Genomic DNA, 24,224 nt, shown 5'->3' with positions numbered 1-24,224 from the left:
CCCCCATTTGTGTTGAGAAGGAGGTGGGTGATGAATGACAACCCAACAGAGCCGGCAAAGAAGGAACCATCCTTTCGTTTTTTGACCCCGATCATCGCGACCCTCATTGCATCGTTGGTAGCCACCTACGCGACCTACACATACAATCAGCGCCAGATGCAATTGGCGCGTATCGAAGCGCTCGACAAGTATCGGATATACATCAACTCGGAAAACCGGGCGGAAAGGGAGTACGGCTATTTCGTGTTCGAAGAGCTGGGGTACCGGACCCTGGTCGACAAAATCGCAGAGGTCCGTGATGATCCGGCCGCCCTCAAGATTCTGATTTCCAGGGCGGACAGAGATACCGGGTCCGCCGAGAATGTCAGAACAGTCGAAGTTGCCGATCGCATCATGCGACAAGCCAACCCTTCCGACCAATTGCCGCTTCCTTTTCCGTCGCCTCCGCCGGTGCCAATGCCTGAAGCGGGCAAACACGAAGACGGATGGGTCTATTTGGGTCATTTCGTTTCGGAAAAGAGCGGTTGGAAAACCAGATACTTGAACTTTCCCGTGAACGAACCCCCTGCCAACCTGGTCGGCAAGACTTTCGAGGTGCGAAGGGAGACCGGTGCACTGAATGTGCGGGCGGCGATGCCGTCGATCTTCGGCCAATTCGCTGCAGTGCAAGAGGTGTTGGCGGAAGGCAGCCGTGTTGAAATTCTGGATCAGCAGGAGTGGCAGTCCAGCGGCTACATGTGGGCCAAGGTGCGCTTCGATAATTAAGGAGCAGAAACATCGGGGACGTTCATGAAAATATGAATTTTTTGAACCGCAAAAAAATTCATATTTTCATGAACGTCCCCTTCTTGCGTCTTTCCCACCGAATTTTTCGAATTGATTTGATCCGTGGGCGGCTAAAGGATAATGTGACCGTTTTGTTTTATTGGGGTTGCTATGGATTTCTTCTGAAGTCGAACATGGAGGTACATCGATGGGTTGCAAACAAGATTACGAGGCCAAGCGGGTCAGTGCGGCGGAGGCGGTGAAGGCGGTCAAGTCCGGCGACATTGTGGATTATGGGTTTTTCAACGGCAAGCCGGTGCTGCTGGACCAGGCTCTGGCGGCGCGGGCCGGGGAGTTGCGGGATGTGAGCGTGTACACCGCCGTGACCATGCCGCCCGTGCCGGCCGTGGTCAATTTTCCGGACAGTTTCATGTACATCGACTGGCAGTGGAGCAAGTTGACCCGCATGCTCCATGGCCATGTGGCGACCAGCTATTACTGTCCCATCCTCTATCATAGAGGGCCTTTCTATTACCGGGAGCTGTTGACCCAGGACCCCAACGAAAAGCTGCACCGCGGGCGTCGGTCGATCTATTACGAAGATCCGGACAAATCCGGTGATGTGAAGTGGATCACCATGATCCAGGTGGGGCCGATGGACAAGGACGGTTTTTTCAACCTCGGGCCCCAGAACTCGGAGACCTCGGCCAAGATCGAAACGGCCGATGTGGTGATTGTGGAGGTCAACCCCAACATGCCCGTCTGCCTCGGCGGCAACGAGGAGGCGGTGCACATTTCGCGGGTGGATCATGTGGTGGAGGCGCCGGCGGAGCAGGTGCTGTTCGATGCGCCCCAGGTGGCGCCCACCGAGGTGGATACGCAGATCGCCCGGCACATCATGAATTACATCTATGACGGCTGCTGCATCCAGTTGGGCATCGGCGGCATGCCCAACATGGTGGGCAAGTTGATCGCCGATTCGGATCTGAAAAACCTGGGCGGCCACACCGAGATGTTCGTGGACGCCTACGTGGACATGATCGAATCGGGCCGCATGAACGGTTCCAAGAAGAACATCGACCGCTACAAGTGTGCCTACACCTTCGCCATCGGCTCCCAGCGCATGTATGACTTCATGCACAACAACCCGGCGCTGGCCTCCTATCCTGTCAACTACACCAACGATCCACGGGTCATCGCGCAGATCGACAACATGGTCAGCATCAACAACGCCATCCAGGTGGACCTTTTTTCCCAGGTCAACGCCGAGAGCCTGGGCATGAGCCAGGTGTCCGGCAACGGCGGCATGTGGGACTTCGTGCTGGGGGCCCAGTGGTCGCGCAAGGGCAAGAGCTTCATCTGTCTGGCCTCCACCCACACCGACGCCGAGGGCCGGCTGCAATCGCGCATCACGCCGCAGCTTTCCCTGGGCTCCATCGTCACCATTCCGCGGCAGATGGTGGATTACATCGTCACAGAATACGGCGCGGTCAAGTTGACCGCCTGCCCCACCTGGATGCGGGCCGAACGGATCATCAGTATCGCGCACCCCGACTTCCGCGAAGAGTTGATTCAGGCGGCGGAAAAGATGAAAATCTGGCGCCGGTCCAACAAAAAATAGCCGGTGCTGCCTTGTGATTCCGGGCGGGGGGCCGGCGTTGCGTTGCCATCGCCATCCCCCCACCGGTCACCCTCCCCGCCGATCCCCATTGAACCGGATTTCAAAATGTGGTTTCATCGGTCCCGAACGCGGCAACAGCCGGCGGAGGTGGCCCGATGGATCCGGAACGGCTGGTATTGAATCCCGAACAGGCATTGAACGCCATCTGCCTCGATTTCAGGGGCTACGGCCCACAACCCATGTTGTTTTGCGAGGTGTTGCGCGCCATTCACGGCGAAGCCATGGTGGTGCGGCGCGAACCGGGCAGTGAGGGTTTGTGGATTGCCAAGCCGGGCAGCGGCAAGATGCGCCACCTGGAGGGGGCCGAACTGGTGGCGTTCATGTGCGACCAGGTGCGGGGCGCCCGCCTGCCGCCCGAGCGGCTGGCGGTGGTGAGCCGGCAGGTGTTTCAGACCGCCTGCCGGGTGGTGACCGATCCCGCCACCGACGCACCGGCCATTGCGGTGGACACCGGCATGGCGACCTTTGCGTGCCGCCAATGCGGCCGGTGCTGCCGTCATCTGGATTATCGCGACGGTATCACCGAAGCGGACGTGGCGCGCCTGCGCGCCCTGGACCGACAGGACATTCTCGAATGGGTGGGTGTGGCCAAGGGGGCCGACGGCCGCAACGTTTACCGGATTTGGGTGGAGCCGGGCACCAATCGATTCGCGGTGCCGTGCCCTTTTTTAAAACGCGGGCCCACGGCGGATCGGTGGTTGTGCCGCATTCACGCGGTCAAACCGGAGATTTGCCGCCACTACCCGGTGAGCCGCAAACACGCCGCAATGACCGGCTGTCCGGGGTTCGATCGGCGTTGACCAAGGCAGCGTTCAGGTGTTGATGTAGGTGTTGATGTAGGTGTTGGTGTTGGCGATAAAACGCGTAATCGAGGTGTATTCATGGCGCATGCAGACGACCGGTGGCAGAACCTATTCACCCGCGAACAGTTGGACCGGCTCCTGCCCGAAGAGCGGGCCGATCATTTTTTCGATGCGTTGCTGGGAGATCCCGTGGAAGGGGCCTATGACATCCGCCTGGTCTACGACGGATGCGACGGCCGGCAACTGCGTTTCCATATCGAGCTGCGGCAGCGGCCCGGCAAATGCCTGGCATGCAATCTCACCTACGGCCTGCCCACGGTGTTCGCCCGGCACCCGGTGATCGACATCGCCGGCGTGGTGGCTCGCATCGATCAACTGCTCGACGGCCAGGGCCGTTGCGGCGCGTGGCGTCTGGCGGCCACCCGCGAAATCAGCCGGCAGCTGCACGTGGTGCCGTTGACCATCGACTTGGCGGATTGACGCGGCCGGCTCAATCCTCCTCGAACACGATGTCCACCTTACCGTAGTTTTCCGGTTCGAAGGTTTCGATGCCTTCGCTTTTCTCAATGAAGGCCGTCATGTGCTTGAAGGCGTTTTCATAGCCCGTCATGGCGGCACTCAAGCGGTTCGTCAGCAGATCCTCCTCCCCCAGCTCGGCCATCGCCGCCCGCAGCAGCTTGCGTCCGGCCTGCAAATGTTTGTGGATGCGGTCGTACATCTCTTTGCGTTTGATGTGCCGCCGGCGTTCGTCGGCGATCACCGGCAACAGGCGCTGTACCGACACTTCGATCAGGGCGTCCCGGGGCGCGTTGAAACTGCGCGCGACGTCCTCCAGGCTGACCAGGGCGCCGCGGCTGATGACGTAGGTTTTCTGGATACGGTTCGAGGGCTCCAGGCGTCGATTGCGAAACTTGCGTGCGATGGCCGCCAGGTTGTCGGTATCGCTGAACAGGTGGTCGAACAGGGATTTTTGTTTTATGCCCAGCTGGGCGGCGACAATGCTGATGGCGTCGATGCAGCGGTCGGTCAACTTGAAGGTGGCCCGCACCGATTGCCGACTGCGCAGTTCGGTGAAAGCCGATTCGGCCCATTCAGCAGCGATGTTCTTGGATTCGGCAGCGTCGTTGTCGGCCATGGTCGCCTCCGTATGCGCAGGGGGTTCCTGGTAAATGAATTACTAATATATTGACATCAATTTAGTAATGCAAGTGAATTGTGCGGGCAGGGTCGCCCGAAATGGATCCGGACCGCTGCCGTTCCATCCCAAAGTGCGGCCGGGTTGGCAGCGGCAGGCATGCGATAAGGGGATCGCACCGCGATCCCCCGGGTGGTTCAATCGGTATTGGTATTATGGATGGGTCAGCGCTTCCGGCAGTTCGCAACTGGCGTCCAGCTTGCCCGCTTTGCGGGTTTCCACGTAGTGGGCGGCATCCAAGGCGGCGGTGCAGCCGTCGGCGGCGGAGATGACGATCTGACGGTAGGTTTTGTCCCGCAGGTCGCCGATGGCGTAGATGCCGGGAATTTGGGTGGCGCACTGCGGGTCGGTCATCACGAACCCGTCGGGGGTCATGCGGATGCCGGCGGGCACCAACTGGTTGTTGGGTTCGAATCCCACGAAGATGAACACGCCGTCGATGGGCATGCCGCGCTCTGCGCCGGTTTGGGTGTCCTGCAGCGCGACGTGGGCGACGCCACTGTCATCGGCGATGATTTCGGTGACCACGGTGTTCCAGAGCACTTCCATTTTGCATTCGGCCTCCACCCGCTGCTGCAGGATGCGGCTGGCCCGCAGTGCGTCCCGTCTGTGGACCAGGTAGACCTGCCGCGCCAGCTTGGCCAGGTAGAGGCCCTCTTCGCAGGCGCTGTCGCCGCCGCCGACCACGATCACATCCTTGTCGCGGAAGAAGAAACCATCGCACACGGCGCAGTAGGAGACGCCGCGGCCGTAGTAGGCCTCTTCGCCGGGTACTTGGAGTTTGCGGGGCGTGCCGCCGGTGGCCAGGATGACGGCATGGGTGTTGATGGTCCGTCCGTCGGCCAGCCGGACCGTGTGATGGTCCAGGCCCGGCTCCACGGCCGTCACCTCTTCGTTGATCTCCTCCAAACCGTAGGTTTGGGCGTGCTCGGCAAACATCATGGCCAGCTCGGCGCCGCCGATGTGTTTGATGGCCGGGTAGTTTTCCACAGCGTCGCTGAGATTGATCTGGCCGCCGGGGACCGATTTTTCGATGAGAGCGGTTTTCAAGGCCGCCCGCATGGCGTAGATGCCGGCCGACAGCCCGCCCGGACCGCCGCCCACGATGATCAGGTCATACATCTCCGATGCGCTCATTCGTCGTTCCTTTTCTTCAGCGCCCGGGCCAACTGTTCGCCCAGGGCGCCCATGTTGGCTGGCGCGGCGCCGCTGTCCGGCTTGAATTCGCGCCAGCTGTCCTCGTCCTGCGCGTCCGCGGGTTTGAGGGATATTTTACGCTGGTCGGCCTGAACGGTGTCGACGGCCACGGCAATGGGGTCGCCGGGCTTCAATTTTTCCATCTTGGGCCCTTCGGCGGAGCGGCTCAGCGCCGACTTGGGCAACAGCCCCACGATGCCCGGCTCGAGCCGCACGAAGATGCCGAAGGACTCCTGTTTTTCCACGGTGCCTTTGACCGGCTGTCCTTTGGCATACTTGCGCTCCACGTCGGACCAGGGATCGCCCTCGGCGTCCCGCAGGCTCAGGCCGATGCGCCGCTTGTCGGTGTCCACCTCCTTGACCACCACCGTCACGCCCTGGCCGGGTTGGACCACGTCTTCGGGCTTGTGCACCCGCTGGGTGTAGCTCATCTCACTGATGTGGACCAACCCCTCGATGCCGGGCGCCAGCTCCACGAAAGCGCCGAAGGGCGCACAGCGGGTCACCTTGCCGTTCAACTGGCGGCCGGTTTGGATTTCGGACGGCAGCCGATCCCAGGGATCGCCGTCCACCTGTTTTAAGGAGAGGGCGATTTTGGGGCCCTTGGGGCCATGTTCGATGCGCAGCACCTTGACTTGGATCTGCTGGTTCGGCTGCACCGCATCGGCCGGGTTTTCAACGCGGGACCACCCCAACTCGGAAATGTGCACCATGCCCTCCAATCCCGGCACCAGCTCCACGAAGGCGCCATAGGGCATCAGGCGGGTGACGCGGCCGGTGACCACCTGGTCGGGCGCGATGGTTTCCATGAAAGCCTGGATCGCCTTTTGTTGTTCGGCTTCCAAAAGCTCCCGGCGCGACACCACGATGTTGCGGCCGTTCTCGGTCAGCCGCTTGATCACGAACTCGAAGCTCTGGCCCACATAGGTTTCCGGGTTTTCCACATAGTGGGTGTCGATCTGGCTGATGGGGCAGAAGGCGCGCCGCTTGAGCACCTCCACCTGCAATCCCCCTTTAATCACATGGGTCACCTTGCCTTCGACCGGGATGCCGCCATTGAAGGCGTCTTTGAGCATTTCAAGGCCGCCGGCGCCTGCGATGGCCTTGGAAAGCCGGATTTCGCTCTCGTCCGCGCCCACGACGTAAAGGGTCACGATATCGCCCACGGCATAGGGCAGATTGCCCTCTTCGTCCTTGAGCTCTTCGATCTCCGCCACGCCGTCGGCCTTGGTGCCGGTGTCCACGAACACGGCGCTGTCGCTGATGGCGATGATCCGCCCTTCGATTTTGTCGCCGACCCGCAGGTTCTCTTTCATGCCGGCGCTGTAGGACTCGAACATCGCGGCGAAACTCTCTTCCCCCTCGTTTTCGTTCTCGATGTCGTTGTCCATGTCGTCATCGGCGCCGTTTTCGGGGATGTCGTTGTTGGAATGGTCTTCGGCCATAAGGTTCCTCTGATGATAGGGATGGTTGAAATGGTTCAAGTGCTTGTATGGTATCGCTCCTGGAACCGCCCATGCGGATGAAGTGGAGCCAATTCAACAAAAAACGGTGGGTTTTGCAAGCAAGAAAGCAAGGGGGGCATTGGGTGCCGGCATACCTTATCCGCAGGATAGCCGATCATGATGGCGCCGACCGGGATGGCGCCGGTGTGGCGGGCGCGGCGCAGCCACCGTTTGAAACCGCAAACCCCGGCTTTGCAACCGGGGTTTGTGTGATGGATTATGTGCCTGCGGCATGGGCTTCGGCGGCCTTGTAGTTAGAGGGAGCACTCCTTGCTCTTGGGCGAAAAGGCGAAAAAGCCGGAGAGGGCGAAAATGGGAACCGCCATCATCAATCCGATAACCGGTAGCAGGGTGACGCCGATAACGCTCATGCCCAATGCCATCATGAAGATCGCAAACGCGATGGCGAGATTGGCCGGACGTTCAACGAGACAATCGATTTTCTTCATAGCAAACCTCCTTTGCAGAGGCGCGGCTGCTTTTAGGGAACCTGGTAACGGTGGGTTCGGTTGCGGGGATGCACACCGCGCATCGCTCATCGCCGCATCCCTGACAGGCATAGCAATCAGGACACTGGTTTTTGCGGCCTTCCGCCCGGTTTTCCGGAACGAAAACTTGGCCTTCAAGTCCTGGTATCCGTTGCCATGCCATCATCCACCTTCCTTTCGGGTCGATCAGCGAACGGTATTGAGATCCGTGCATGTTTCATCTACGGCGCCGTCGTCGACCGTTGAAAAATACCATAGGCCCCATTTGTCCTTTGTCAAATGGCCCATTTGAGGAAGGGTGTGGAACTGACCGTGTTTAAGTGGTAATCTGAATTGCGAAGGCCGGCCGCTGAAGGCCCGCAGCTGCTTGGTCGCAAAATTTAAACCGGACTGTGAACATATGACCTTGGATACCCGCACCGGCGCCGCCATGCAAACCCTGCGCGAACAACTGCCCGCGCTGCTTACCGCCTTGGGTGCCGCGGACAGCGACGATTTGCGGACCTGGACCCATGCCCTGGATGTGAAGCTGCTGCCCAAGCTGCACCCCGATTTTCCCATGGTGGTCGCGGTCTGCGGCGGTGGCTCGGGGGGTAAATCGACCCTCTTCAACAGCCTGGTGGGGGAAGCGGTGTCGCCCATGGGCGGGCGGGCGGGCCTGAACCGGCGGGTGCTGGCCGCCCTGCATCCGCGCCATTTGCAACAGGCCGGGTTGCTCGATTATCTGGCCCAGGCCTTCGGCGGACCCCTGCAGCCCCTGACCGACGCCCAACAGCTCACCACGCCGGGGGATCCGTTCTATCACTGCCACCCAGGGGCGCCGCAAGAGGTGGTGCTGCTGGACACGCCGGATATCGACACCGGCGCGCGGGGCGCCTACCACAACCGGGAGCAGGCGCGCCAAAGCCTGGAAAGCGCCGACGCCTTCATCTACATATTTACCAACGCCACTTACAACAACCGGGACAACACCGATTTCATCGCCCAACTGCTCACCCAATTGGGCACCCGTCCCTGCTACCTGGTCTACCGGGTCTATCCCGCCTTCACCGCCGACGAGGTGCGGGCGCATGCAGCCACCGTGGCCGCCAATCTCTATGGGCCGGATCACAAACGCCATGTGCTGGGGGTGTTGCGGGCCGACGAGGACAACCGGGTGGCCGCCGGAGAGCAACCCGTGACCCTGCGGACCCTGGCAGGCGAACCGGCCGATCTGGCCGCCGACCTGGCCACGTTGGACACCGGTGCGCTGCGCCGGCGGCTGATGGGGGACATGCTGGCCGATGCCGTGGCCCAGGCCCGCCGCATGGTGGAACAGGCCCGCCGCAGCCGCGCCGATTTAGGCGATTACATCGGCGCCCTGGAAAGCGCCCAGCAAAAGGCCGTGCAGCAGGCGTTGTCCCACTTTCCCACCGACCAGGTGTTGCGGCGCTTCGCCGACATCTGGCAGGCCGGCGATCCGGCCCATATTAAATGGATGCGGCGCACCGGCCGGGTGGTGGAGTGGCCCTACAAGATGGTGGCATCGGCGGTAAGCCGGCTGCGGCCGGCACAGGAAGTCTCCACCGACGGCACGGGTAAGGTTGCCGCAGCTTCCCTGCCGGATCAATTGCGTCTGGACCTGATCCAGGCGGCCACCGGTTTGCACCGTGCGCTGGTGGCGGATCACATCACCACGCCGACCGCCACCGTGGCGGCCCACCCCACGGTGCGGCCCGCCCGCGAGGGGCTGCGGCGCAAAGCGTGGCAGGAGATCCTGACCCGTATCCAGGATCAACGTGAAACCATTTTGAGCTGGTCCGAACCCCTGGAGAAAGACCTGGCCGATCTGGCCGACGCCCTGCGCGCACGCATGGGCCTGATGGACCAGGTGCGGCAAACCTTTGCCGCCATGCTCAACGTCATTCCCGCCACCGCCGCCGTCACCTACATTCTGCACACCGCCGACCCGGCGGGTGCCGTGGGCATCAAGGTCAAGCTGACCGGCCTGCTGGGGCTCAACGACCTGGTGGCGCTGATCGCCATCCCCGCCACGGCCGGCATGAAATCGGCGGATCAGCGCCAACTGGAGCAGTTGCTGGCGCCGGTGGCGCAAACCTGGCTGGCCCACAAGCTCAACACTGTGGCGGAGCTGTTCGAGACCCAAATCACCGGGGAGGTGCTCACGGCCGCACGGGAAGCGACCGTCGCCGCGGATCACGGCCTGCAAGCCGTCGCGGGCGCCTTGGCGGCGCTCAAGGAGGTGTAACCCATGACCACGGTGCGTCCGGAACTGGCCGCCCTCGATGCCCTGGGCCAAATGGAGACCCACATGGGGGCCATGGCCGATCTGGCCGACCGCCTGGAACGGCTCTCCTTGTGGCGGCCGGCCCGGGCCCTGGCCAAACAGGCGGCCGAGGCGCGGCAGATGATGGCCGCCATGCGGCAACGCCTGGACCGTCGCTTGGTGGTGACCCTCGTCGGTCCCTCGGGGGCGGGCAAATCCACACTGCTCAATGCCCTGGCCGGCGTCGACGACCTGTCGCCCACCGGGCGCAACCGGCCCACCACCCGGCAAATAGTGGTGTTGTCCAACGACGCCGAAGCGGTGGACCAGCTGCTCGGCCCCCTGGACCCGGACCAGGTGTTGATCCGTGCGGACCGCAGCGCCGACATGCTGAGCCATTTGATCCTGGTGGACACGCCGGATACCGACTCCATCCACCAGGCGGACCACCTGCCGCTCATCCACCAGGCCGTCGCCCATTCGGACGTACTGCTCTGTGTGTTCGACGCCCAGAACCCCAAGCGGCGCGATCACATGGACCTGATGGCGCCCCTGGTCAGCCGCTTTCACGGCGCCTCCCTGGTGGCCGTGGTCAACCAGTGCGATCGACTGGACGCCGCGGAGTTGAGCGACACCATCCTGCCCGAATTCAAAACCTATCTGGCCGAAGCCTGGGACACGGTGCCCGCGGCGGTGCTGCCGGTGTCGGCCCGGCGCCACCTGCAACGGCCCCGCTGGGACCCCCAAGCCGGCCCGCGCCACGACCTGGACCGGTTCGAGGAACTGCGCAGCCTCATCTTCGAAACCTTCAACCGTCCCGGCGCCGGTCCGGATCGCCGCCTGGCCAATGCCCGCCAACTGCGGGACTACATCACCGACCAGGTAAGCCGCGCGGCGGCCGCGGACCGGCCGGCCCTGCAAGAGGCCCTCGCCCGCATCGCCACGGCGGAAAAGGCGGCCTTGCACGAAGCCCTGGAACGGTTGCGCGCCGACGAACGGCGACTGGCGCTGGGGCTCCACGTGCGGCTCTACCAAGCCCTGGCCCAGCGCTGGGTGGGACCGGTGGGCTGGCTGGTGGCCCTCTGGTCCCGCCTGCTGCTCTTCGGCTCCGGCCTGACCGCCCTGGTGCGTTTCGGCAATCCATTGCGCCAGATCTGGGGCGCGGTCTCCGCCTGGCGCCGCTACAAGGAGAGCAGCGCCGCCCTGGACGCCCTGAACGACGAAACCCGGGTCGACGGCGCCCTGCAGGCCTTTCGCAAGGTGTGGTGGACCCACTGGCCGGACATCGGCGAGCAGTTGGTGCGGGGCCGTTTCGATCCGGATGTGCGCCGCCTGGACGACAGCGGCCGGCAGAACGCCGCGGCGATGGCGCGGAACCTTTGGCGCAACGGCCTGGACAACGAAATCGAACGCAGCGCCGACCGCATGAGCGGCTTTCTGCTGCAACTGATTTTCAACCTGCCCACCGTCGCGTTGCTGGGCTACGTCGGCTGGCTGACCGCCTCCCGTTTTTTGACCCACACCATCATGGGGGGCGACTTTTTCGTGCACGCCCTGCTGACCATCGCCATCGTGCTGCTGCTCAGCTTCTTCCTGCTGCAGGCAGTGGTGCGGATGGCCGTGCGCCGGGATCGCGTTCAGCGCCGCGCCTTCCAAGCGGTTGAAAAGGCCATGGGCGATCACAATTTGGAAGCCGGCGGCGAGGTGGCCGTCCAGGCCCGGTTTGTCGTCGAGATGGGCAATCAGAAACAATCCAACAGGAAAAACGACAATGGCCAAGATGAAATGGAAACATGAACTGGACCGCAGGCATCATCAAGTCGTACTGTCCGGGCAGCACGTTGCCATTCACTGCCACCATTACAATATCAATTTGCAGAAAACCCTCGAAGACACTCTGGGGCATGCGGGAACGGCAATTATTTATCAGGCCGCCGAAGAGGCCGCTTTCCAGGGTTTGGAACCGCTGCTCGAACAATATCAGGGGCTTAAAACCATCAAATCCAAACTCGAGATGTGTTCGATATGGTATCAAAATTGCGGCCTGGGCATCATTCATCTGCAGGATCTCGAGACAGGCACGGGATACGCGGTGAGTTCGGACAGTCACCATGTGACCGGTTGGCTGGCAAAGCACGGATGCCGTAATACGCCCGGTTGCCATTTTACCTGCGGTTGGCTGGCGGGGGCGATGGCATGTGTTTTCGGCAAACCGGCCGGCACTTATATGGTAAAGGAGATCAAGTGTAAAATGATGCGGGATCCGGATTGCATTTTTCAGATTGGAGCGCACTGAATGGCCATTGACGGGGAAAAAATCGTCCAGGCGGTGATGGAGGGCAGCCGGATCAGAGAATCCAGGGGCATCATTCCCTTGTTCGGCGTTTACCTCTCCATCTTTTCGACCCAATATTACAACCGTATCAACTTCGACTTTGAAAAGCGGATCAAGGAAGTCCAAGGCATCAAGGCGGCCGAGCTGCTTATCCAGGCAGCGCAGGAATGCGGCTACACCACTTTTCAAGGTGTCCGGAACTCATGGGAATGGGATGAGATCGTCCAGCCCATGATCGAGCGCAAGGAAGATCAGTTGATGGGGTTTGTTCAAGTTGCCGTGGCCTTCGGATGGGGCGATCTGCAAGTGCAGAAATTGATTCCGGGCAGCGATCTTGTCATTAGGGTCGGCGACTCCTACGAAGCCAAGGGTTATGTCGAACTCAACGGGATCGCCGACACGGGCAAGTGTTATATGCTGAGGGGCGTGACCGGGGCCTTCATGGATCTGCTGTATGGCGAAGGGTACCCGGAAGGATGTTTCACCTTTTCGGCCACCGAGCCCCTGTGCCGCGCCAAAGGAGATCCTTATTGTGAATTCGTTGCGCGAAAATCACTGCGTTGAATGCCGCTCGGATCAATGCATCGCACCGACCGAAGCAAGTTGCTGGGATTATCTGCGCTGTCAAACGGTGCTTTGTCCAAGCCACGGTAAAAGCATCTCCAAATGCTGGTTGTTGCCGAGAACCCACTGCACCGGCTCCGTGGAAGAGAATTTCTATCGGAAACTGGCGAACTGCCTGTCATGCGCCTATTTTCATGCGAGATGCAAAGCCGACGGCATATCCACGACTCTTTTCATCGCCCAGCAGTTGCAGCAGCACCACAGCCGAACATTGGAAAGGATATACGCCAAGGAAGAAAGCTACATCGAGATTCTCAATCGCCTGCCCGACGGTCTTTTCACCACCGATCATGAGTGGCGCATCACCTTCTTCAACCCCGCAGCGGAAAAAATCACCGGGTTTACAGCCCATGACGCCATCGGCATGTACTGCAAGGATGTCTTCAAAAATTCCATCTGCGAGTATGATTGCGCTTTGAAAAAAGCCGTGGCGGCCGGCCATGACATTCATAACCGGGAATACGAAATTCGCAACATCGAGGGGCGCAAGGTGCCGATCATCTGCTCGACGTCTGCCTTCCGGGACAAGGAAGGGCGCGTCACCGGCGGCTTGGAGGTATTCAAGGACATCACTGCCATTAAGGAGCTCCAGGAGGAGGTGGCCCGCCGGGAGCGTAAGTATCGCCGGATTTTCGAGGGCAGCCACGACATGATCTATACGACCAACCTGCAAGGCCGCATTCTGGATATCAATCAGGCCGGCGTCGAATTGATGGGTTACAGGACAAAACAGGAGATGCTGGATGGTCTGCGGGCGGAGGACCTCTATTTCAATCCCCGGGACCGCGAGAAATTGGTGGCCGCCATTACCAAAGCCGGTTTCGTGAAGGACTATGAAGCCCAGTTCAAAACCGGAGACGGGTCCAGGTTGCATGTGCTCATTTCCAGTCGCATCTATGAAAACGCTCACACCGGCGAAGTGGAACTGGAAGGCATAATCAAGGACATCACCCGTCGCAAGCAAAGGGAAGAGGTGATTCATCAACGCAATCGTGAGCTTTCCATCCTGAACAGTATCGCGGTCGCCTTGAACCACACCATGAACCTTAAAAACACCCTGAAGGTCACCCTTGAAAAAGTGATCAAGGTGTTGCAACTCGAGCGGGGAGGCCTTTTCATCATCGATCATGACGCTAAACGGATCCATCTGCAGGCCCGTCACAACATTCCCGAAGCAATCAACGAAAAGTCCGACCAATTGGTTTTCAGCGACAGAATATTGATGCAGCACTTGATCGAGGACCAAAAGAGCTTGTCCCCCGAAGCTGCGTTTCCGCCGTTTCATGCGCACTACCATGCTGCCGGTGCGCAAACCAATCTGCATTTGACCTGCTTTCTGATCACTTTCAAGGGCCGCGCTGTCGGGTTTTTCGGAATGAATATCCCGAAATCAAGAGTATTGAGCACCCACGAAGCGCACTTGATGGGTTCGATCGGCAATTTCATCGGCGGCGTTATTGAGAACACGCAAATGATGCTGACCATACGAAGGCATCGCCAGGAGTTGCGGCGTCTGACCGAAAAACTGTTTCAGGGGCAGGAGGAAGAACGGCGCCGTATTGCCCGGGAGCTGCACGATGAGGCGGGTCAGTCCCTGACGGCGATCAAACTGGGTCTTGACCGCCTGGAGGAAAAACATGCATCCGGCATGGCGATGCGGCAAGAAATCAAAGAAATAAGAGACATGATCCAGCGGACAGCCACAGAAATACGGCAAATGTCCTACCGTCTGCACCCTACCCTGCTCAGCGACTTGGGGCTGGAGCCGGCATTGGCGCTATATTTCAAAGAAATACAAAAGCGTACCACAATCGACATTCAGTTTCGGATCATCGGCTTCGATCGCCGCCTCGGGGTGGACATGGAAACCATTCTTTATCGTTTCAGCCAGGAAGCAATGACCAATGCCCTCAAGCACTCGGGTGCTGAACAATTCAGCCTTTCAATCATCAAAAGCTATCCGCGCATCATTTTTTTGGCAGAGGACGACGGTGTGGGCTTCGACACCCACATCATCGGCCGGGACCACCAAAGCCTGGGTTTGCTCGGCATGCGCGAGCGGGCCTCGTTGCTCAACGGCACCTTTATTCTGCGGAGCGAGCCCGGCGAAGGCACGCGGATAAGAATCGAACTGCCCTTGGATGAGGAGGTTGAAAATGATTGATCCGATCCGGATCCTGCTGGCCGACGATCACACCATCGTGCGCCAGGGGCTGGCACGGCTGCTCGAGGAACAAGCGGATTTCAAGGTGGTCGGCGAGGCCACCAACGGTCACATGGCCATGGAACAGGCGGTGGCTCTGAAACCGGACATCGTCATCCTGGACATCGCCATGCCCCGCATGAACGGCATCGAGGCAGCCAAGCGAATTCGCAAACACCTGCCGAAAACCAAAATCCTGATTCTTTCCATGTATTCCCACGAGCACTACATCCACAACCTGATGGAAACCGGTATCAACGGTTACCTGCTAAAGGATGCCAGCGGTCGGGAAATCATCAAGGCCATCCGATCGATCATGAAAAACGAAACCTACCTGAGCCCTACCATTTCCAAGGTCCTTGTCGACGCCAATCACCTGCCCGACGACCGCAAAAAGAGCACCATCGCCGACCGTTTCAGCCAGCTCACCAATCGGGAGCGAGAGGTTTTTCAACTGATCGGGGAGGGGCACTCCACCAGAGAGATCGCGGACATGCTCTGCGTCAGCATCAGCACGATAAAATCCCACCGTGCCAACATAATGGATAAATTGAACATTGATTCGCCGGGAAAATTGATTCACTTCGCCATTCAGCTTGGCCTGGTGGACCCATCCTTGTGATGCGGGAACCGCGGCCCCCGCGTGGAGCCGCGTCTTGGGGTGAAAACGCCATTCCTTTGAAAAATGCGGTCGACCACCCCCTGTGCTGAATCCCCCTCACCGGCCATATTCCGCCCCCTAATTTTTCCATTTTATAATAATTAAATGAAAAATCAGCTAATGGACGATATTCATCGCCTTTCCTTTGCGCTATGAATGGTTTCAGCATCCATCCGGTCAAAGGGATCCGAGGCCCTATCCGTTCGACATTCGTCAATATAACCGCACAAAGGAGGTTGTGATGTTTCGACTCAGCACCGAACAGAAGGTGTGCGAAGTTGGGGGCGTGAAATTCGGCGGCCAACCCGGTGAATACCCTTGCGTTTGTGTCAGCTCGATTTTTCAAAAGGGCGACAAGGTTTTTACAGGTAAACGCAAGGAGGGGTTCGACGAAGTCAGGGCCAAGGAGTTGTTACAAACCCAGGAGCGCCTCACGGCTGAAACGGGTGTGCCCGGCATGGCCGACATCGTCGCCAACACAGGGGACGAGTTCAAACGTTTTATTGATTTTGTAAGTGAAAACAGCTCAATGCCTTTTTGCATCGATGCCTGGGTGATGAAACCCAAACTGGAAGGAGCGGCTTATTGCGCGGAGAAGGGGTTGTTGGATCGGATGTTCTACAACAGCCTGACGGTTTGGGAAAAGGACTTGGAGACCGAAATTCGTGAAATCGCGCAAATCGGCGTCAAGCACGTATTGCTGGTGGCCTTCGATCAGGAGGACCAGATGCCCAGCGGACGGATCAGCGGCACCCAGAAGCTGCTCGACGCCATTGAAAAGGTCGGCGCTAAATTTGAAAGTATTTTCGTGGACACCTCGGTTATGAACGGACCCGCCACCGCCTTTTGCGGTATCGCCAACCGGATGATCAAGGAGAAATGGGGCTTCCCCGCCGCCAGCGCGCCGAGCAACGGCTCCTACATGGATTTGAAACGATTCAAGGATACGTGGGGATTCAAGGGCTGGTCCGCCACCGACGCCGCCTTGGAGTCGCTGTCGGCCTTCTTTTTTCACGACATGATCTTTTCCGGCCCGATGGCGGGGGCCACCCGCATTTTGCCCGCTGTCGCCGAGGCCGAAGCCTTCCTGGCCACCGCTGTGTTCGCCGAAACCAAGCAGCTGCCCAAAGATCCAAACCATCCGCTGTTCAAACTGTTCCCGGATTTTGTCGAACAACTCAAAACATTGGCATAAATGTGCCGTCGATCCGTGATGGAGCGGCCGATGGCCCCAATATCAATAAGTAGAAAGGACGAAATGATGGCTGAATTGACGCCCAAAGAACGCGTGATGAGGATGTTTCGCAAGGAACCGGTGGACATGATGCCTTTTTTCAGCGGCATGGGAATGGTTTTGATGCCTGCCATCAAGGAGCTGGGATATCAATTCCCCAAGGTTCACACCAACGCCGAAATGATGGCCAAATCGGCAATTGCATCCAGCCGGATGTTCGGATTCGATTCCGTGGTCGTGCCCTATGACATGACCTGCGAATCGGAAGCCATCGGCAACACGATCAGTCTTTACGAAGATTCGATGGACATTCTCTACCCGACCATTCCCGAGAAAATGTGGAAAAGCATGGACGAGGTGCAAATTCCCAAAAACATCATGGAGCTGGGGCGCATGCCCCTGGTCGTGGAAGCACTGAAAATATGCAAGAAAGAAGCGCCGGAACTGGCTTTAGGGGCATGGACCCTGGGTCCTTTCACCATGTCCGGTCAGTTGCTGGAATTGGACATTCTCCTCAAAGGCGTATTCAAACAGAAAGCCAAGGTCGAGGAGACCCTTGATAAGATCACCGACATGATCATCAAGGTGGGGCAGGCCTATCAGGCGGCGGGCGCCGACTTCATCACCCTGCGGGAAATGGGCACCGGAACGGACCTGATCAGCCCGCGCACCTGGAAAGATATGATCCAGCCCAGAATGCGCAAGATCCTGGCCGCCTGGAAATCGCCCAAGGTGTTGCATATCTGTGGCGCCACCAACCTGATTATCGAGATGATGGCGGATTGCGGTGCCGATGCGGTTAGCGTGGACATCAAGAACTGCCTGAACGAATCCCGCGAAAAGATCGGCAACGACAATCTGCTGTTGGGAAATTTCGATGTGTTTGCATTGCCCTGCAAAGCAGAGACAACAGTGGAAGAGGCCGTCGCGGGCATCAAGCAGAACATAGACGGTACAGTGGATGCGGTCTGGCCGGGGTGCGACCTGTGGCCGGACATCAAGGAAGAGAACATGCGTGCCATCGTAAAAACAGCAAGGGAATACGGCAGTAAGCCAAGTCCGGCGGTCGGACGGCTTTAAATTCGGAGTGGCCAAGGTAATGCTACGATTGCCGCAAGCGATCGGCATCGATCTCCATATCAACCTAACTAGTGAATGAAAGGTAGCGAACATGGCGACAAAAGAGGAACTGTTGGAAAAAATGAAGAACGGTGTGGTCGAATACGATGAAGAGGCTGTCAAGGAGGCCGCACAGCAGGCTTTGGATGATGGTTACGTACCACTGGAGATGATCATGGACGGACTGGCGGCCGGCATGGAGGTCGTCGGCGAGCTTTATGACCGCAACGAATATTTCGTGCCGGAGGTGCTGATGTGCGCCGATGCACTCTACGCGGGCCTCGGTATCCTGCGCCCCCATGTTCCCAAGCAGGAGGGCGGGCTCAATGCCCAGGTGGTGATCGGCAGCATCCAGGGGGATGTCCACGACATCGGCAAGAATTTGGTCAAAATGATGTTCGACGTCGCCGGCTGGGAAGTGCACGATCTGGGCCGCGATGTACCGCTGGAGAAGTTCGTCGAAGAACAGATGCGCACCGATTCTGAAGTGGTCGCCATGTCGGCCATGATGACCACCACCATGCTGGGCATGAAAAAGGTCATCAAGATGATCAAGGATAAGAATCCCAACGTGGCCATCATGCTTGGTGGCGCGCCGGTGACCAAGGACGTGGCCAACCTCTTCGGCGCTGATGGTTATGCCGAGTCCGCCGGCAATGCCGTTTCCGAAGGCATCAAAATGATCGGCCGGCTCCGGGAAATGCAGGGCAAGAAATAGCGACTGAGCTGGACAGAAACCTTCCGGCCGGCCATGATGGCCGGCTGGAGGGAAAAACTATTCCATTCAGGCAGCTTACACATTAAACCGACCTGCGTCCCCCAAGCGATCCCTTTCATAGCGACACGATCACTTTCAGATAAATAGACGGATAAGGAGCAGCGCCAATGGATTCTGATAAGGCCATGGTCATATTTCAACCTTCCGGGCGAAGAGGTGAAGTGCCCAGAGGTATTACCCTTATTGAGGCATCGCGGTTGCTGGGTGTGGACATCGAAGCCCTGTGCGGTGAAAAAAAGGTATGCGGAAAGTGCGTCGTAAGAATCGAAGAAGGTCATTTTGAAAAATACGGCGTCACTTCCGGAATGCAGAGTGTCAGCCCCTGGCAGGTTGAGGAAGAGAAATACATCAACGCGGAACGCCGCAAGAAGGGGTTTCGCCTTGGCTGCGTGGCAACCGTGCAGGGAGATCTGCTGGTTTTCGTACCGGAGGAGTCTCGTGCCGGCAAGCAAGTCGTGTCCAAGGCGGCCCGCGACATCCATATCGACCACAACCCGGCGGTCAAGTTGTACTATGTGGAAGTAGACTCCCCGACCTTCGAAGATCCGATGGCCGATTTCGAGCGGGTCTGCAAGGCGTTGGAGCGGGATTACGGATTGAGCAACCTGACCGTTGATATTTTTACACTGCGGACGCTGCCCACGACCCTGCGGGACGGCAATTGGAAGGTGACCGTCAGTGTGTGGAATGAGAAAGAAGTGATCCGTATCCGCCCCGGCAAGGATGCAAACGCCTACGGTCTGGCCATCGATGTCGGCACGACCACCGTCGCAGCCTATTTCTGCAACCTGACCAACATGGCGGTGGTGGACACGGTGTCCATGATGAACCCGCAGTGCAAGTATGGCGAGGATGTCATGGCCCGCATCACCTTTCACATGACCAGCACAGACGGCCTCCAGCGGATGAGCGATGATATCATCGAGGGATTGAACGATCTCATCGACCAGGCCATCGCCAACACATACCCCCCGAAAAAGAAAAAGAAGAAAAAAAAGGGCGAAGAAGGGCCGGACGAGTTTATCGAAGTTCCCGAAGAGGGCAAGACCTATTTGCGCCTGACCCGCGATGATATCGAGGATATCACCATCGGGTTCAACACGGCCATGCACCACATCCTGCTGGGGCTCAATCCCGAGTTCGTCGGAATGGCGCCTTTTCCGCCGGTCATTCACCACAGCATGGATATCAAGGCCCGTGATCTCGGCATCAAGATCAATCCTTCCTCCTACTTGTTTGTGCTGCCCAATGAGGCCGGTTTTGTGGGCGCAGACAACGTTGGCGTGCTGATCGCCGAAGAGCCTTACAAGCACGAAGAGAACCAATTGATCATCGATATCGGCACCAACGGCGAACTGGTCCTGGGCAATCGGCACAAACTGATTTCCTCCTCGTGCGCTACGGGGCCGGCCCTCGAGGGTGCCCAGCTCTCATTCGGCATGCGCGCGGCCCCCGGGGCGATCGAGCGCATCGAGATCGATCCCCAAACCAAGGAAGTCAACTACAAGGTCATCGGCCGCGATGCTTGGCGCAAATACTCCGAGCCGAAGGAGATGAAGGCAAAAGGCATCTGCGGATCTGGCATTTTGGATGTGCTGGCCGAGTTGTACAGCAGCGGGGTGATCACCAAGAGCGGTGTTTTCAACAAGAAGGCGCTCAAGGACTGCACCCGTTTTCGGATCAACCCCGACAACAAGCAGCCTGAGTTTGTTCTCGCCTGGGCCGAAGAATCCAGCATCGACAAGGATATTGTCATCAGTCAGAAGGATGTGCGGCAGATACAGCTGGCCAAAGGGGCGCTGTATGCCGGCTGCAAGCTGATGGTCAAGCGAATGGGGTTGGAGAAGGTGGACAAGGTCAAGATCGCCGGCGCCTTCGGCACCCATGTGGATCGCACCAAGGCGCTGATCATGGGCCTGTTCCCGGACTGCGAAATCGAAATGATCCAGAGCGTGGGCAATGCCGCAGGTGACGGTTGCCGGGCGGCCCTGCTGAACGTCAAGAAGCGTGTCGAGGCCAACTGGTGTTCGCGCAACGTGGAGTATATCGAACTGACGGTGGAGCCGACCTTCCAGCAGGACTTTATGGAGGCGATGCAACTGCCCCATATGAAAGACGAATTTCCGCATTTGCGAGGCATTGTTCCGGATGAAATCCTGGACCAATAAAGGGCCGTTTCCGGGACCCCGCCGGGGTCCCGGAAAGCAGCCGTTATTATTCACCCGGCCGGATAGAAACATGGAATCTTGTTCACACACAACAGCGCCTGCTGTTTCAGTCACTGCGCAACCCGGCATTTGCGGCTTCAACTGCGAGATAACCGCTTGCTTGTCCGGACGACGAAAGGTCATGGTCACGATTGCCGCATCGGAGTGCAAGCAGGTTCAGCGTCTGGCCGGCGAACTGACCGAAATTACAGTCAAAGAGCTGTTCCTGCCGTTTTCGCGCAACCCGGTCTATCAAATCGCTGAAAAAATGGGTTGCCACAGCTCCTGTCTCGTGCCCGCTGCGGTGCTCAAGGCGGTGGAAGCGGCCATGGGTATGGCCGTTGCCAAGGATGCCGGTATTCACTTCCAATGCGCAAAGACGGACAGCCGACAAGGGTCGAAAGGTTCTTGAAAAATGAACGCCATGAAGCCACCCAAAATCGTCCCTTTCAAGTCCAACGAATGCATGAGCAAGGAGTTGGTCGAAAAGCTACTTGAACAGGGAAAAAATTATGGCATCAACGCCGTATACCCCTTCAGCGTCGAGAAGATCATTCTGGCGGAGTGGGTTCATTTGAAGTGCCGTTACGGGTGCAGCAAATACAATACCAGTTGGTGCTGCCCGCCGGCGACACCGCGGCCCGAAAAAGTGCGTAAGATCATCGATGAGTATACCACCGCCTTGCTTCTGGTGGGCAGCAAGCATTGTCCCGATTTTTATCGCGACAATCAACGCAAGCGCAGTCTGCAAGTCCGATGCTGGCGCGGTACGGTGGGGATGGAACGATTGTTGTTCCTGGAAGGTTACTACAAAGCCTTCAGTCTGGTAGGCGAATGTTGTGCTCTCTGCAAGGAGTGCGCCTATCCTGAAGACTGCCGTTTTCCACAGGAGAAAAGACCGTCGGTGGAATCTTTTTCAATCGATGTTATCGGTACCCTTCGCAACCTTGGCAGATCCGCCAATGTGGCCAGCGATACCAATGCTACATATAACTATTACGGTCTTATCCTGGTAGAGTAATGTCAATTTCACGGAAGATCGCTGCCGGCTTTTCGATCTCGGCCGAAATGCTTTCCCGGGTGGCTGATGCTTTTTTAAGGGGGCATTCGGCTATCAGTGCGTGCCTTCCGGTAGATGGAGAGGAGGTGATAGTTATCAGTTGAGAAACGCTATGGGACCGCAAACAGGATCGATAACCGACAACACTTTTTAGGAGACTCCTCATGGCCAAGCAAATGCTTATCGATGCCTATCGGGGGAAAAGAACGGCGAAAGCCCCGTGGGTGCCCTACGCCGGCGTTCATTGTGCGTTTTTGATCAATGAGCCGGCGGACAAAATGCTCAAGGATGCCGCACTTCTGGCAAAGGGGGTTGTCAACGCTGCCAAGCGCTACAAAGCTGACGGAATTCCGCTGCTGTTCGATCTGTCGGTTGAGGCCAACTCGGTTGGGTGCGATCTCAAATGGTGGGGCGACAACGTGCCCTCCGTCACCAACCATCCCTGTTCCAATCAGACACCTGCGCAGGCGGGGCTCAAACTTCCTACCAAGGAGTCGGGCAGGTGGCCTGTTATCTACGAAGCGGCCAAAATTGCCAAACCGCAACTCGAAGAGGCGGATTGCGCGATGATGGGCCTTTTCTGCGGTCCTCTGACCTTGGCATCGCACCTGGCGGGCGTGCGCATATTCACGGATGTTTACAAGCACAAAGACTTCGCCCACGAGGTCCTTAAATTTTCCGGCAAAGTCGGCGCCGTGGCCGCACAATTCTATGCCGATATGGGGTGCGACATCATCGCCATTGTCGATCCCGTCGCCTCGCAGATCAAATCCGAGACCTTCAAGGAGTTCGTCACCCCCAACTGCCAGGAAGCCATCAAGGTGATTCATGACGCCGGCAAGACATCTTCCTTTTTCATCTGTGGCGATGCCACCAAGGTGATGGAAGACGTTTGCAAGATCGGTACCCATGGCTTCGCCATTGATGAGCAGCTCAACCTGGTCTTTATCCGGGATCTGGCGCGCAAACATGGCGTGGGCTTCGGCGGTAACCTGAAATTGACCTTGGCCTTGAGTTTGGGCTTGCTTTCCTCCAGGGAGGACGCGATTGTGAGTCTTGCTGCAGGAGGGCAACATGGCTACACCTTCGCACCCGGCTGAGACATGCCCTACGATGTTCCGGTGGAACACATGGACCAAGCGATCGAAGCCAGGGATTGGTATGAGCAGTACTACGCCAAGTATCCGGAGTCCTGGTAAAACAATCATAAAAGGAGGTTTCGGATCATGGCAGACCAAAAAATCACCATCGATGTCCTCACCTTGGACAGCGTTCAGTGTGCGGCCTGCGGATACATGATGGAGTCCATCGCCGCCCTGCCGACGGATGTGCAGGAGATGATCGAGTACAAGGAGTGGTCGATCAAGAACAAGGACAGCGTGGCCAAGTTCATCGAACTCAAAGGGAGAGTGTTGCCGACCATCTGTATCGAAGGCGACCTGGTTTTTGAAAGCATCATCCCCCAATATGAGGAGTTGATCGATGAGATGGCCAAGCGGGCGCCTTCGGAGGCAATGAAAGAGCGGATTCTTTCGTTGCGCGACGTGGGGTTCGAGTTTGACAAGCTTCAGGATAATCTGGCCAAGGCGGGTTCCGGTTTGTCGACCCGCGTTGATTCGGAGCGCAAGTAATCTAAAACTACGGCAAGGCCGGATCGGTCGACGATCCGGCCTTGCCCTCATGCGCAGAATGGGTGAACGCTATTGCCGGTGCACGATACGGTCGAACAGCTCAAGGCCCTGATCATCGAAACCAATCTGCCACTTACCGAGGTGGCGCTGTGCGGCATCACCTGCCCCTACTGTGGAAAATCGGATCGCATCCGGCAATTGGAGTTTCCCGAAGATTTGTCGGGAATGGTCGATGATCAAACCCTTTCTTGCTACAGCAATTTGTGGCGCCGACTCAATCCGGCTTCCAACCGGTTGGGTGTGTGCCGTTTCTGCCTCAATCCCCTGGCACTGGCCAAGGGCAGGGCCGAAACGCTGGACTGACCTTAGCGCGGCGGTAAGGCACCAAGGAGCGCTGTGCCTCCCCAGTTGGGTGAAACACTCCGCCTTCAAGTAGGGCGGGTTCGCAGGGCCGCGGCCGGCGTTCTCCACC

At 58.4% G+C, this 24,224-nt stretch carries 23 protein-coding genes; 19 read left to right on the top strand and 4 right to left on the bottom strand.

The genetic code is table 11. The features are described from left to right. The first annotated feature begins 30 nt into the window (after positions 1-30). The 4 genes from MRX98_RS03565 to MRX98_RS03550 all read left to right on the top strand — a co-directional run bounded on the left by MRX98_RS03565 (position 31) and on the right by MRX98_RS03550 (position 3,729). Complete coding sequence (locus MRX98_RS03565) at positions 31-765, top strand: hypothetical protein (RefSeq protein WP_246903038.1); 735 nt, start codon at positions 31-33, stop codon at positions 763-765. A 208-nt stretch (positions 766-973) separates the two neighbouring features. Further along, the gene (locus MRX98_RS03560; protein WP_246903036.1) at positions 974-2,386 is read left to right on the top strand and encodes an acetyl-CoA hydrolase/transferase family protein; all 1,413 of its coding nucleotides are present in this window, start codon (positions 974-976) and stop codon (positions 2,384-2,386) included. A 155-nt stretch (positions 2,387-2,541) separates the two neighbouring features. Further along, entirely contained in the window at positions 2,542-3,246 is a 705-nt protein-coding gene (locus MRX98_RS03555) for a YkgJ family cysteine cluster protein (RefSeq protein ID WP_246903034.1), read from the top strand. Between the two features lie 81 nt (positions 3,247-3,327). Continuing rightward, positions 3,328-3,729: a pancreas/duodenum homeobox protein 1 gene (locus tag MRX98_RS03550; protein WP_246903033.1), complete on the top strand. Its 402-nt coding sequence runs from the start codon at positions 3,328-3,330 to the stop codon at positions 3,727-3,729. A gap of 10 nt (positions 3,730-3,739) precedes the next feature. Here MRX98_RS03550 and MRX98_RS03545 read toward each other — a convergent pair whose 3' ends face one another. The 4 genes from MRX98_RS03545 to MRX98_RS03530 all read right to left on the bottom strand — a co-directional run bounded on the left by MRX98_RS03545 (position 3,740) and on the right by MRX98_RS03530 (position 7,595). Then, a complete protein-coding gene (locus tag MRX98_RS03545; RefSeq protein ID WP_246903032.1) occupies positions 3,740-4,384 on the bottom strand; it encodes a hypothetical protein in 645 nt (214 codons plus the stop codon). A gap of 213 nt (positions 4,385-4,597) precedes the next feature. After that, positions 4,598-5,581, bottom strand: coding sequence for a thioredoxin-disulfide reductase (trxB, locus tag MRX98_RS03540; RefSeq protein WP_246903031.1), 984 nt, complete (start codon positions 5,579-5,581; stop codon positions 4,598-4,600). Continuing rightward, positions 5,578-7,086, bottom strand: coding sequence for a 30S ribosomal protein S1 (locus tag MRX98_RS03535; protein WP_246903030.1), 1,509 nt, complete (start codon positions 7,084-7,086; stop codon positions 5,578-5,580). The genes trxB and MRX98_RS03535 overlap by 4 nt, the downstream gene beginning before the upstream one ends. Before the next feature lie 314 nt (positions 7,087-7,400). After that, positions 7,401-7,595 carry a hypothetical protein gene (locus MRX98_RS03530; RefSeq protein WP_246903029.1) on the bottom strand — a complete coding sequence of 65 codons (195 nt, stop codon included), beginning with the start codon at positions 7,593-7,595 and terminating at the stop codon, positions 7,401-7,403. A gap of 439 nt (positions 7,596-8,034) precedes the next feature. Between MRX98_RS03530 and MRX98_RS03525 the strand changes: the two genes are divergently transcribed. The 15 genes from MRX98_RS03525 to MRX98_RS03455 all read left to right on the top strand — a co-directional run bounded on the left by MRX98_RS03525 (position 8,035) and on the right by MRX98_RS03455 (position 24,115). After that, a complete protein-coding gene (locus tag MRX98_RS03525) occupies positions 8,035-9,882 on the top strand; it encodes a dynamin family protein (protein ID WP_246903028.1) in 1,848 nt (615 codons plus the stop codon). Between the two features lie 3 nt (positions 9,883-9,885). Beyond that, positions 9,886-11,697, top strand: a complete 1,812-nt coding sequence (locus tag MRX98_RS03520) for a GTPase (RefSeq protein ID WP_246903026.1) — start codon at positions 9,886-9,888, stop codon at positions 11,695-11,697. Further along, positions 11,672-12,196, top strand: coding sequence for a hypothetical protein (locus MRX98_RS03515; protein ID WP_246903025.1), 525 nt, complete (start codon positions 11,672-11,674; stop codon positions 12,194-12,196). Before MRX98_RS03520 ends, MRX98_RS03515 begins: the two co-directional genes overlap by 26 nt. Beyond that, complete coding sequence (locus tag MRX98_RS03510; RefSeq protein ID WP_246903024.1) at positions 12,197-12,799, top strand: 4-vinyl reductase; 603 nt, start codon at positions 12,197-12,199, stop codon at positions 12,797-12,799. Between the two features lie 109 nt (positions 12,800-12,908). Further along, the gene (locus MRX98_RS03505) at positions 12,909-15,023 is read left to right on the top strand and encodes a PAS domain S-box protein (protein WP_246903023.1); all 2,115 of its coding nucleotides are present in this window, start codon (positions 12,909-12,911) and stop codon (positions 15,021-15,023) included. Next, positions 15,016-15,684, top strand: coding sequence for a response regulator (locus tag MRX98_RS03500; protein ID WP_246903022.1), 669 nt, complete (start codon positions 15,016-15,018; stop codon positions 15,682-15,684). The genes MRX98_RS03505 and MRX98_RS03500 overlap by 8 nt, the downstream gene beginning before the upstream one ends. A 280-nt stretch (positions 15,685-15,964) precedes the next feature. Beyond that, the gene (locus MRX98_RS03495; protein WP_246903021.1) at positions 15,965-16,918 is read left to right on the top strand and encodes a hypothetical protein; all 954 of its coding nucleotides are present in this window, start codon (positions 15,965-15,967) and stop codon (positions 16,916-16,918) included. Further along, a complete protein-coding gene (locus tag MRX98_RS03490; RefSeq protein WP_343217725.1) occupies positions 16,919-18,037 on the top strand; it encodes a uroporphyrinogen decarboxylase family protein in 1,119 nt (372 codons plus the stop codon). A gap of 91 nt (positions 18,038-18,128) precedes the next feature. Then, positions 18,129-18,794 (top strand): cobalamin B12-binding domain-containing protein, encoded by a 666-nt coding sequence (locus MRX98_RS03485; RefSeq protein WP_246903018.1) that lies wholly within the window; start codon positions 18,129-18,131, stop codon positions 18,792-18,794. A 167-nt stretch (positions 18,795-18,961) separates the two neighbouring features. Next, on the top strand, positions 18,962-21,022 hold the full coding sequence (locus tag MRX98_RS03480; RefSeq protein WP_246903017.1) for an ASKHA domain-containing protein: 2,061 nt from the start codon (positions 18,962-18,964) through the stop codon (positions 21,020-21,022). Beyond that, positions 21,003-21,473, top strand: coding sequence for a DUF6951 family protein (locus MRX98_RS03475; RefSeq protein ID WP_246903016.1), 471 nt, complete (start codon positions 21,003-21,005; stop codon positions 21,471-21,473). Before MRX98_RS03480 ends, MRX98_RS03475 begins: the two co-directional genes overlap by 20 nt. A gap of 3 nt (positions 21,474-21,476) precedes the next feature. After that, the gene (locus tag MRX98_RS03470) at positions 21,477-22,082 is read left to right on the top strand and encodes a DUF2284 domain-containing protein (protein ID WP_246903015.1); all 606 of its coding nucleotides are present in this window, start codon (positions 21,477-21,479) and stop codon (positions 22,080-22,082) included. A 203-nt stretch (positions 22,083-22,285) separates the two neighbouring features. Continuing rightward, the gene (locus MRX98_RS03465; RefSeq protein ID WP_246903014.1) at positions 22,286-23,221 is read left to right on the top strand and encodes a uroporphyrinogen decarboxylase family protein; all 936 of its coding nucleotides are present in this window, start codon (positions 22,286-22,288) and stop codon (positions 23,219-23,221) included. 126 nt (positions 23,222-23,347) lie between these two features. Next, on the top strand, positions 23,348-23,752 hold the full coding sequence (locus MRX98_RS03460) for a hypothetical protein (RefSeq protein WP_246903013.1): 405 nt from the start codon (positions 23,348-23,350) through the stop codon (positions 23,750-23,752). 72 nt (positions 23,753-23,824) lie between these two features. Beyond that, positions 23,825-24,115 (top strand): hypothetical protein, encoded by a 291-nt coding sequence (locus MRX98_RS03455; protein ID WP_246903012.1) that lies wholly within the window; start codon positions 23,825-23,827, stop codon positions 24,113-24,115. Positions 24,116-24,224 lie beyond the last annotated feature (109 nt).

Origin of the sequence: Desulfatitalea alkaliphila, from assembly GCF_022968795.1 — a bacterium.
Lineage (GTDB): Bacteria > Desulfobacterota > Desulfobacteria > Desulfobacterales > Desulfosarcinaceae > Desulfatitalea > Desulfatitalea alkaliphila.
The sequence above is the reverse complement of the archived record's forward strand: the minus strand, read 5'-3'. Positions and strand labels throughout refer to the sequence as shown.

Coding starts and splice junctions, on each gene's coding strand:
- MRX98_RS03565 (WP_246903038.1), top strand. CDS start 31: ATGAATGACAACCCAACAGAGCCGGCAAAGAAGGAACCATCCTTTCGT.
- MRX98_RS03560 (WP_246903036.1), top strand. CDS start 974: ATGGGTTGCAAACAAGATTACGAGGCCAAGCGGGTCAGTGCGGCGGAG.
- MRX98_RS03555 (WP_246903034.1), top strand. CDS start 2,542: ATGGATCCGGAACGGCTGGTATTGAATCCCGAACAGGCATTGAACGCC.
- MRX98_RS03550 (WP_246903033.1), top strand. CDS start 3,328: ATGGCGCATGCAGACGACCGGTGGCAGAACCTATTCACCCGCGAACAG.
- MRX98_RS03545 (WP_246903032.1), bottom strand. CDS start 4,384: ATGGCCGACAACGACGCTGCCGAATCCAAGAACATCGCTGCTGAATGG.
- trxB (WP_246903031.1), bottom strand. CDS start 5,581: ATGAGCGCATCGGAGATGTATGACCTGATCATCGTGGGCGGCGGTCCG.
- MRX98_RS03535 (WP_246903030.1), bottom strand. CDS start 7,086: ATGGCCGAAGACCATTCCAACAACGACATCCCCGAAAACGGCGCCGAT.
- MRX98_RS03530 (WP_246903029.1), bottom strand. CDS start 7,595: ATGAAGAAAATCGATTGTCTCGTTGAACGTCCGGCCAATCTCGCCATC.
- MRX98_RS03525 (WP_246903028.1), top strand. CDS start 8,035: ATGACCTTGGATACCCGCACCGGCGCCGCCATGCAAACCCTGCGCGAA.
- MRX98_RS03520 (WP_246903026.1), top strand. CDS start 9,886: ATGACCACGGTGCGTCCGGAACTGGCCGCCCTCGATGCCCTGGGCCAA.
- MRX98_RS03515 (WP_246903025.1), top strand. CDS start 11,672: ATGGCCAAGATGAAATGGAAACATGAACTGGACCGCAGGCATCATCAA.
- MRX98_RS03510 (WP_246903024.1), top strand. CDS start 12,197: ATGGCCATTGACGGGGAAAAAATCGTCCAGGCGGTGATGGAGGGCAGC.
- MRX98_RS03500 (WP_246903022.1), top strand. CDS start 15,016: ATGATTGATCCGATCCGGATCCTGCTGGCCGACGATCACACCATCGTG.
- MRX98_RS03495 (WP_246903021.1), top strand. CDS start 15,965: ATGTTTCGACTCAGCACCGAACAGAAGGTGTGCGAAGTTGGGGGCGTG.
- MRX98_RS03490 (WP_343217725.1), top strand. CDS start 16,919: ATGTGCCGTCGATCCGTGATGGAGCGGCCGATGGCCCCAATATCAATA.
- MRX98_RS03485 (WP_246903018.1), top strand. CDS start 18,129: ATGGCGACAAAAGAGGAACTGTTGGAAAAAATGAAGAACGGTGTGGTC.
- MRX98_RS03480 (WP_246903017.1), top strand. CDS start 18,962: ATGGATTCTGATAAGGCCATGGTCATATTTCAACCTTCCGGGCGAAGA.
- MRX98_RS03475 (WP_246903016.1), top strand. CDS start 21,003: ATGAAATCCTGGACCAATAAAGGGCCGTTTCCGGGACCCCGCCGGGGT.
- MRX98_RS03470 (WP_246903015.1), top strand. CDS start 21,477: ATGAACGCCATGAAGCCACCCAAAATCGTCCCTTTCAAGTCCAACGAA.
- MRX98_RS03465 (WP_246903014.1), top strand. CDS start 22,286: ATGGCCAAGCAAATGCTTATCGATGCCTATCGGGGGAAAAGAACGGCG.
- MRX98_RS03460 (WP_246903013.1), top strand. CDS start 23,348: ATGGCAGACCAAAAAATCACCATCGATGTCCTCACCTTGGACAGCGTT.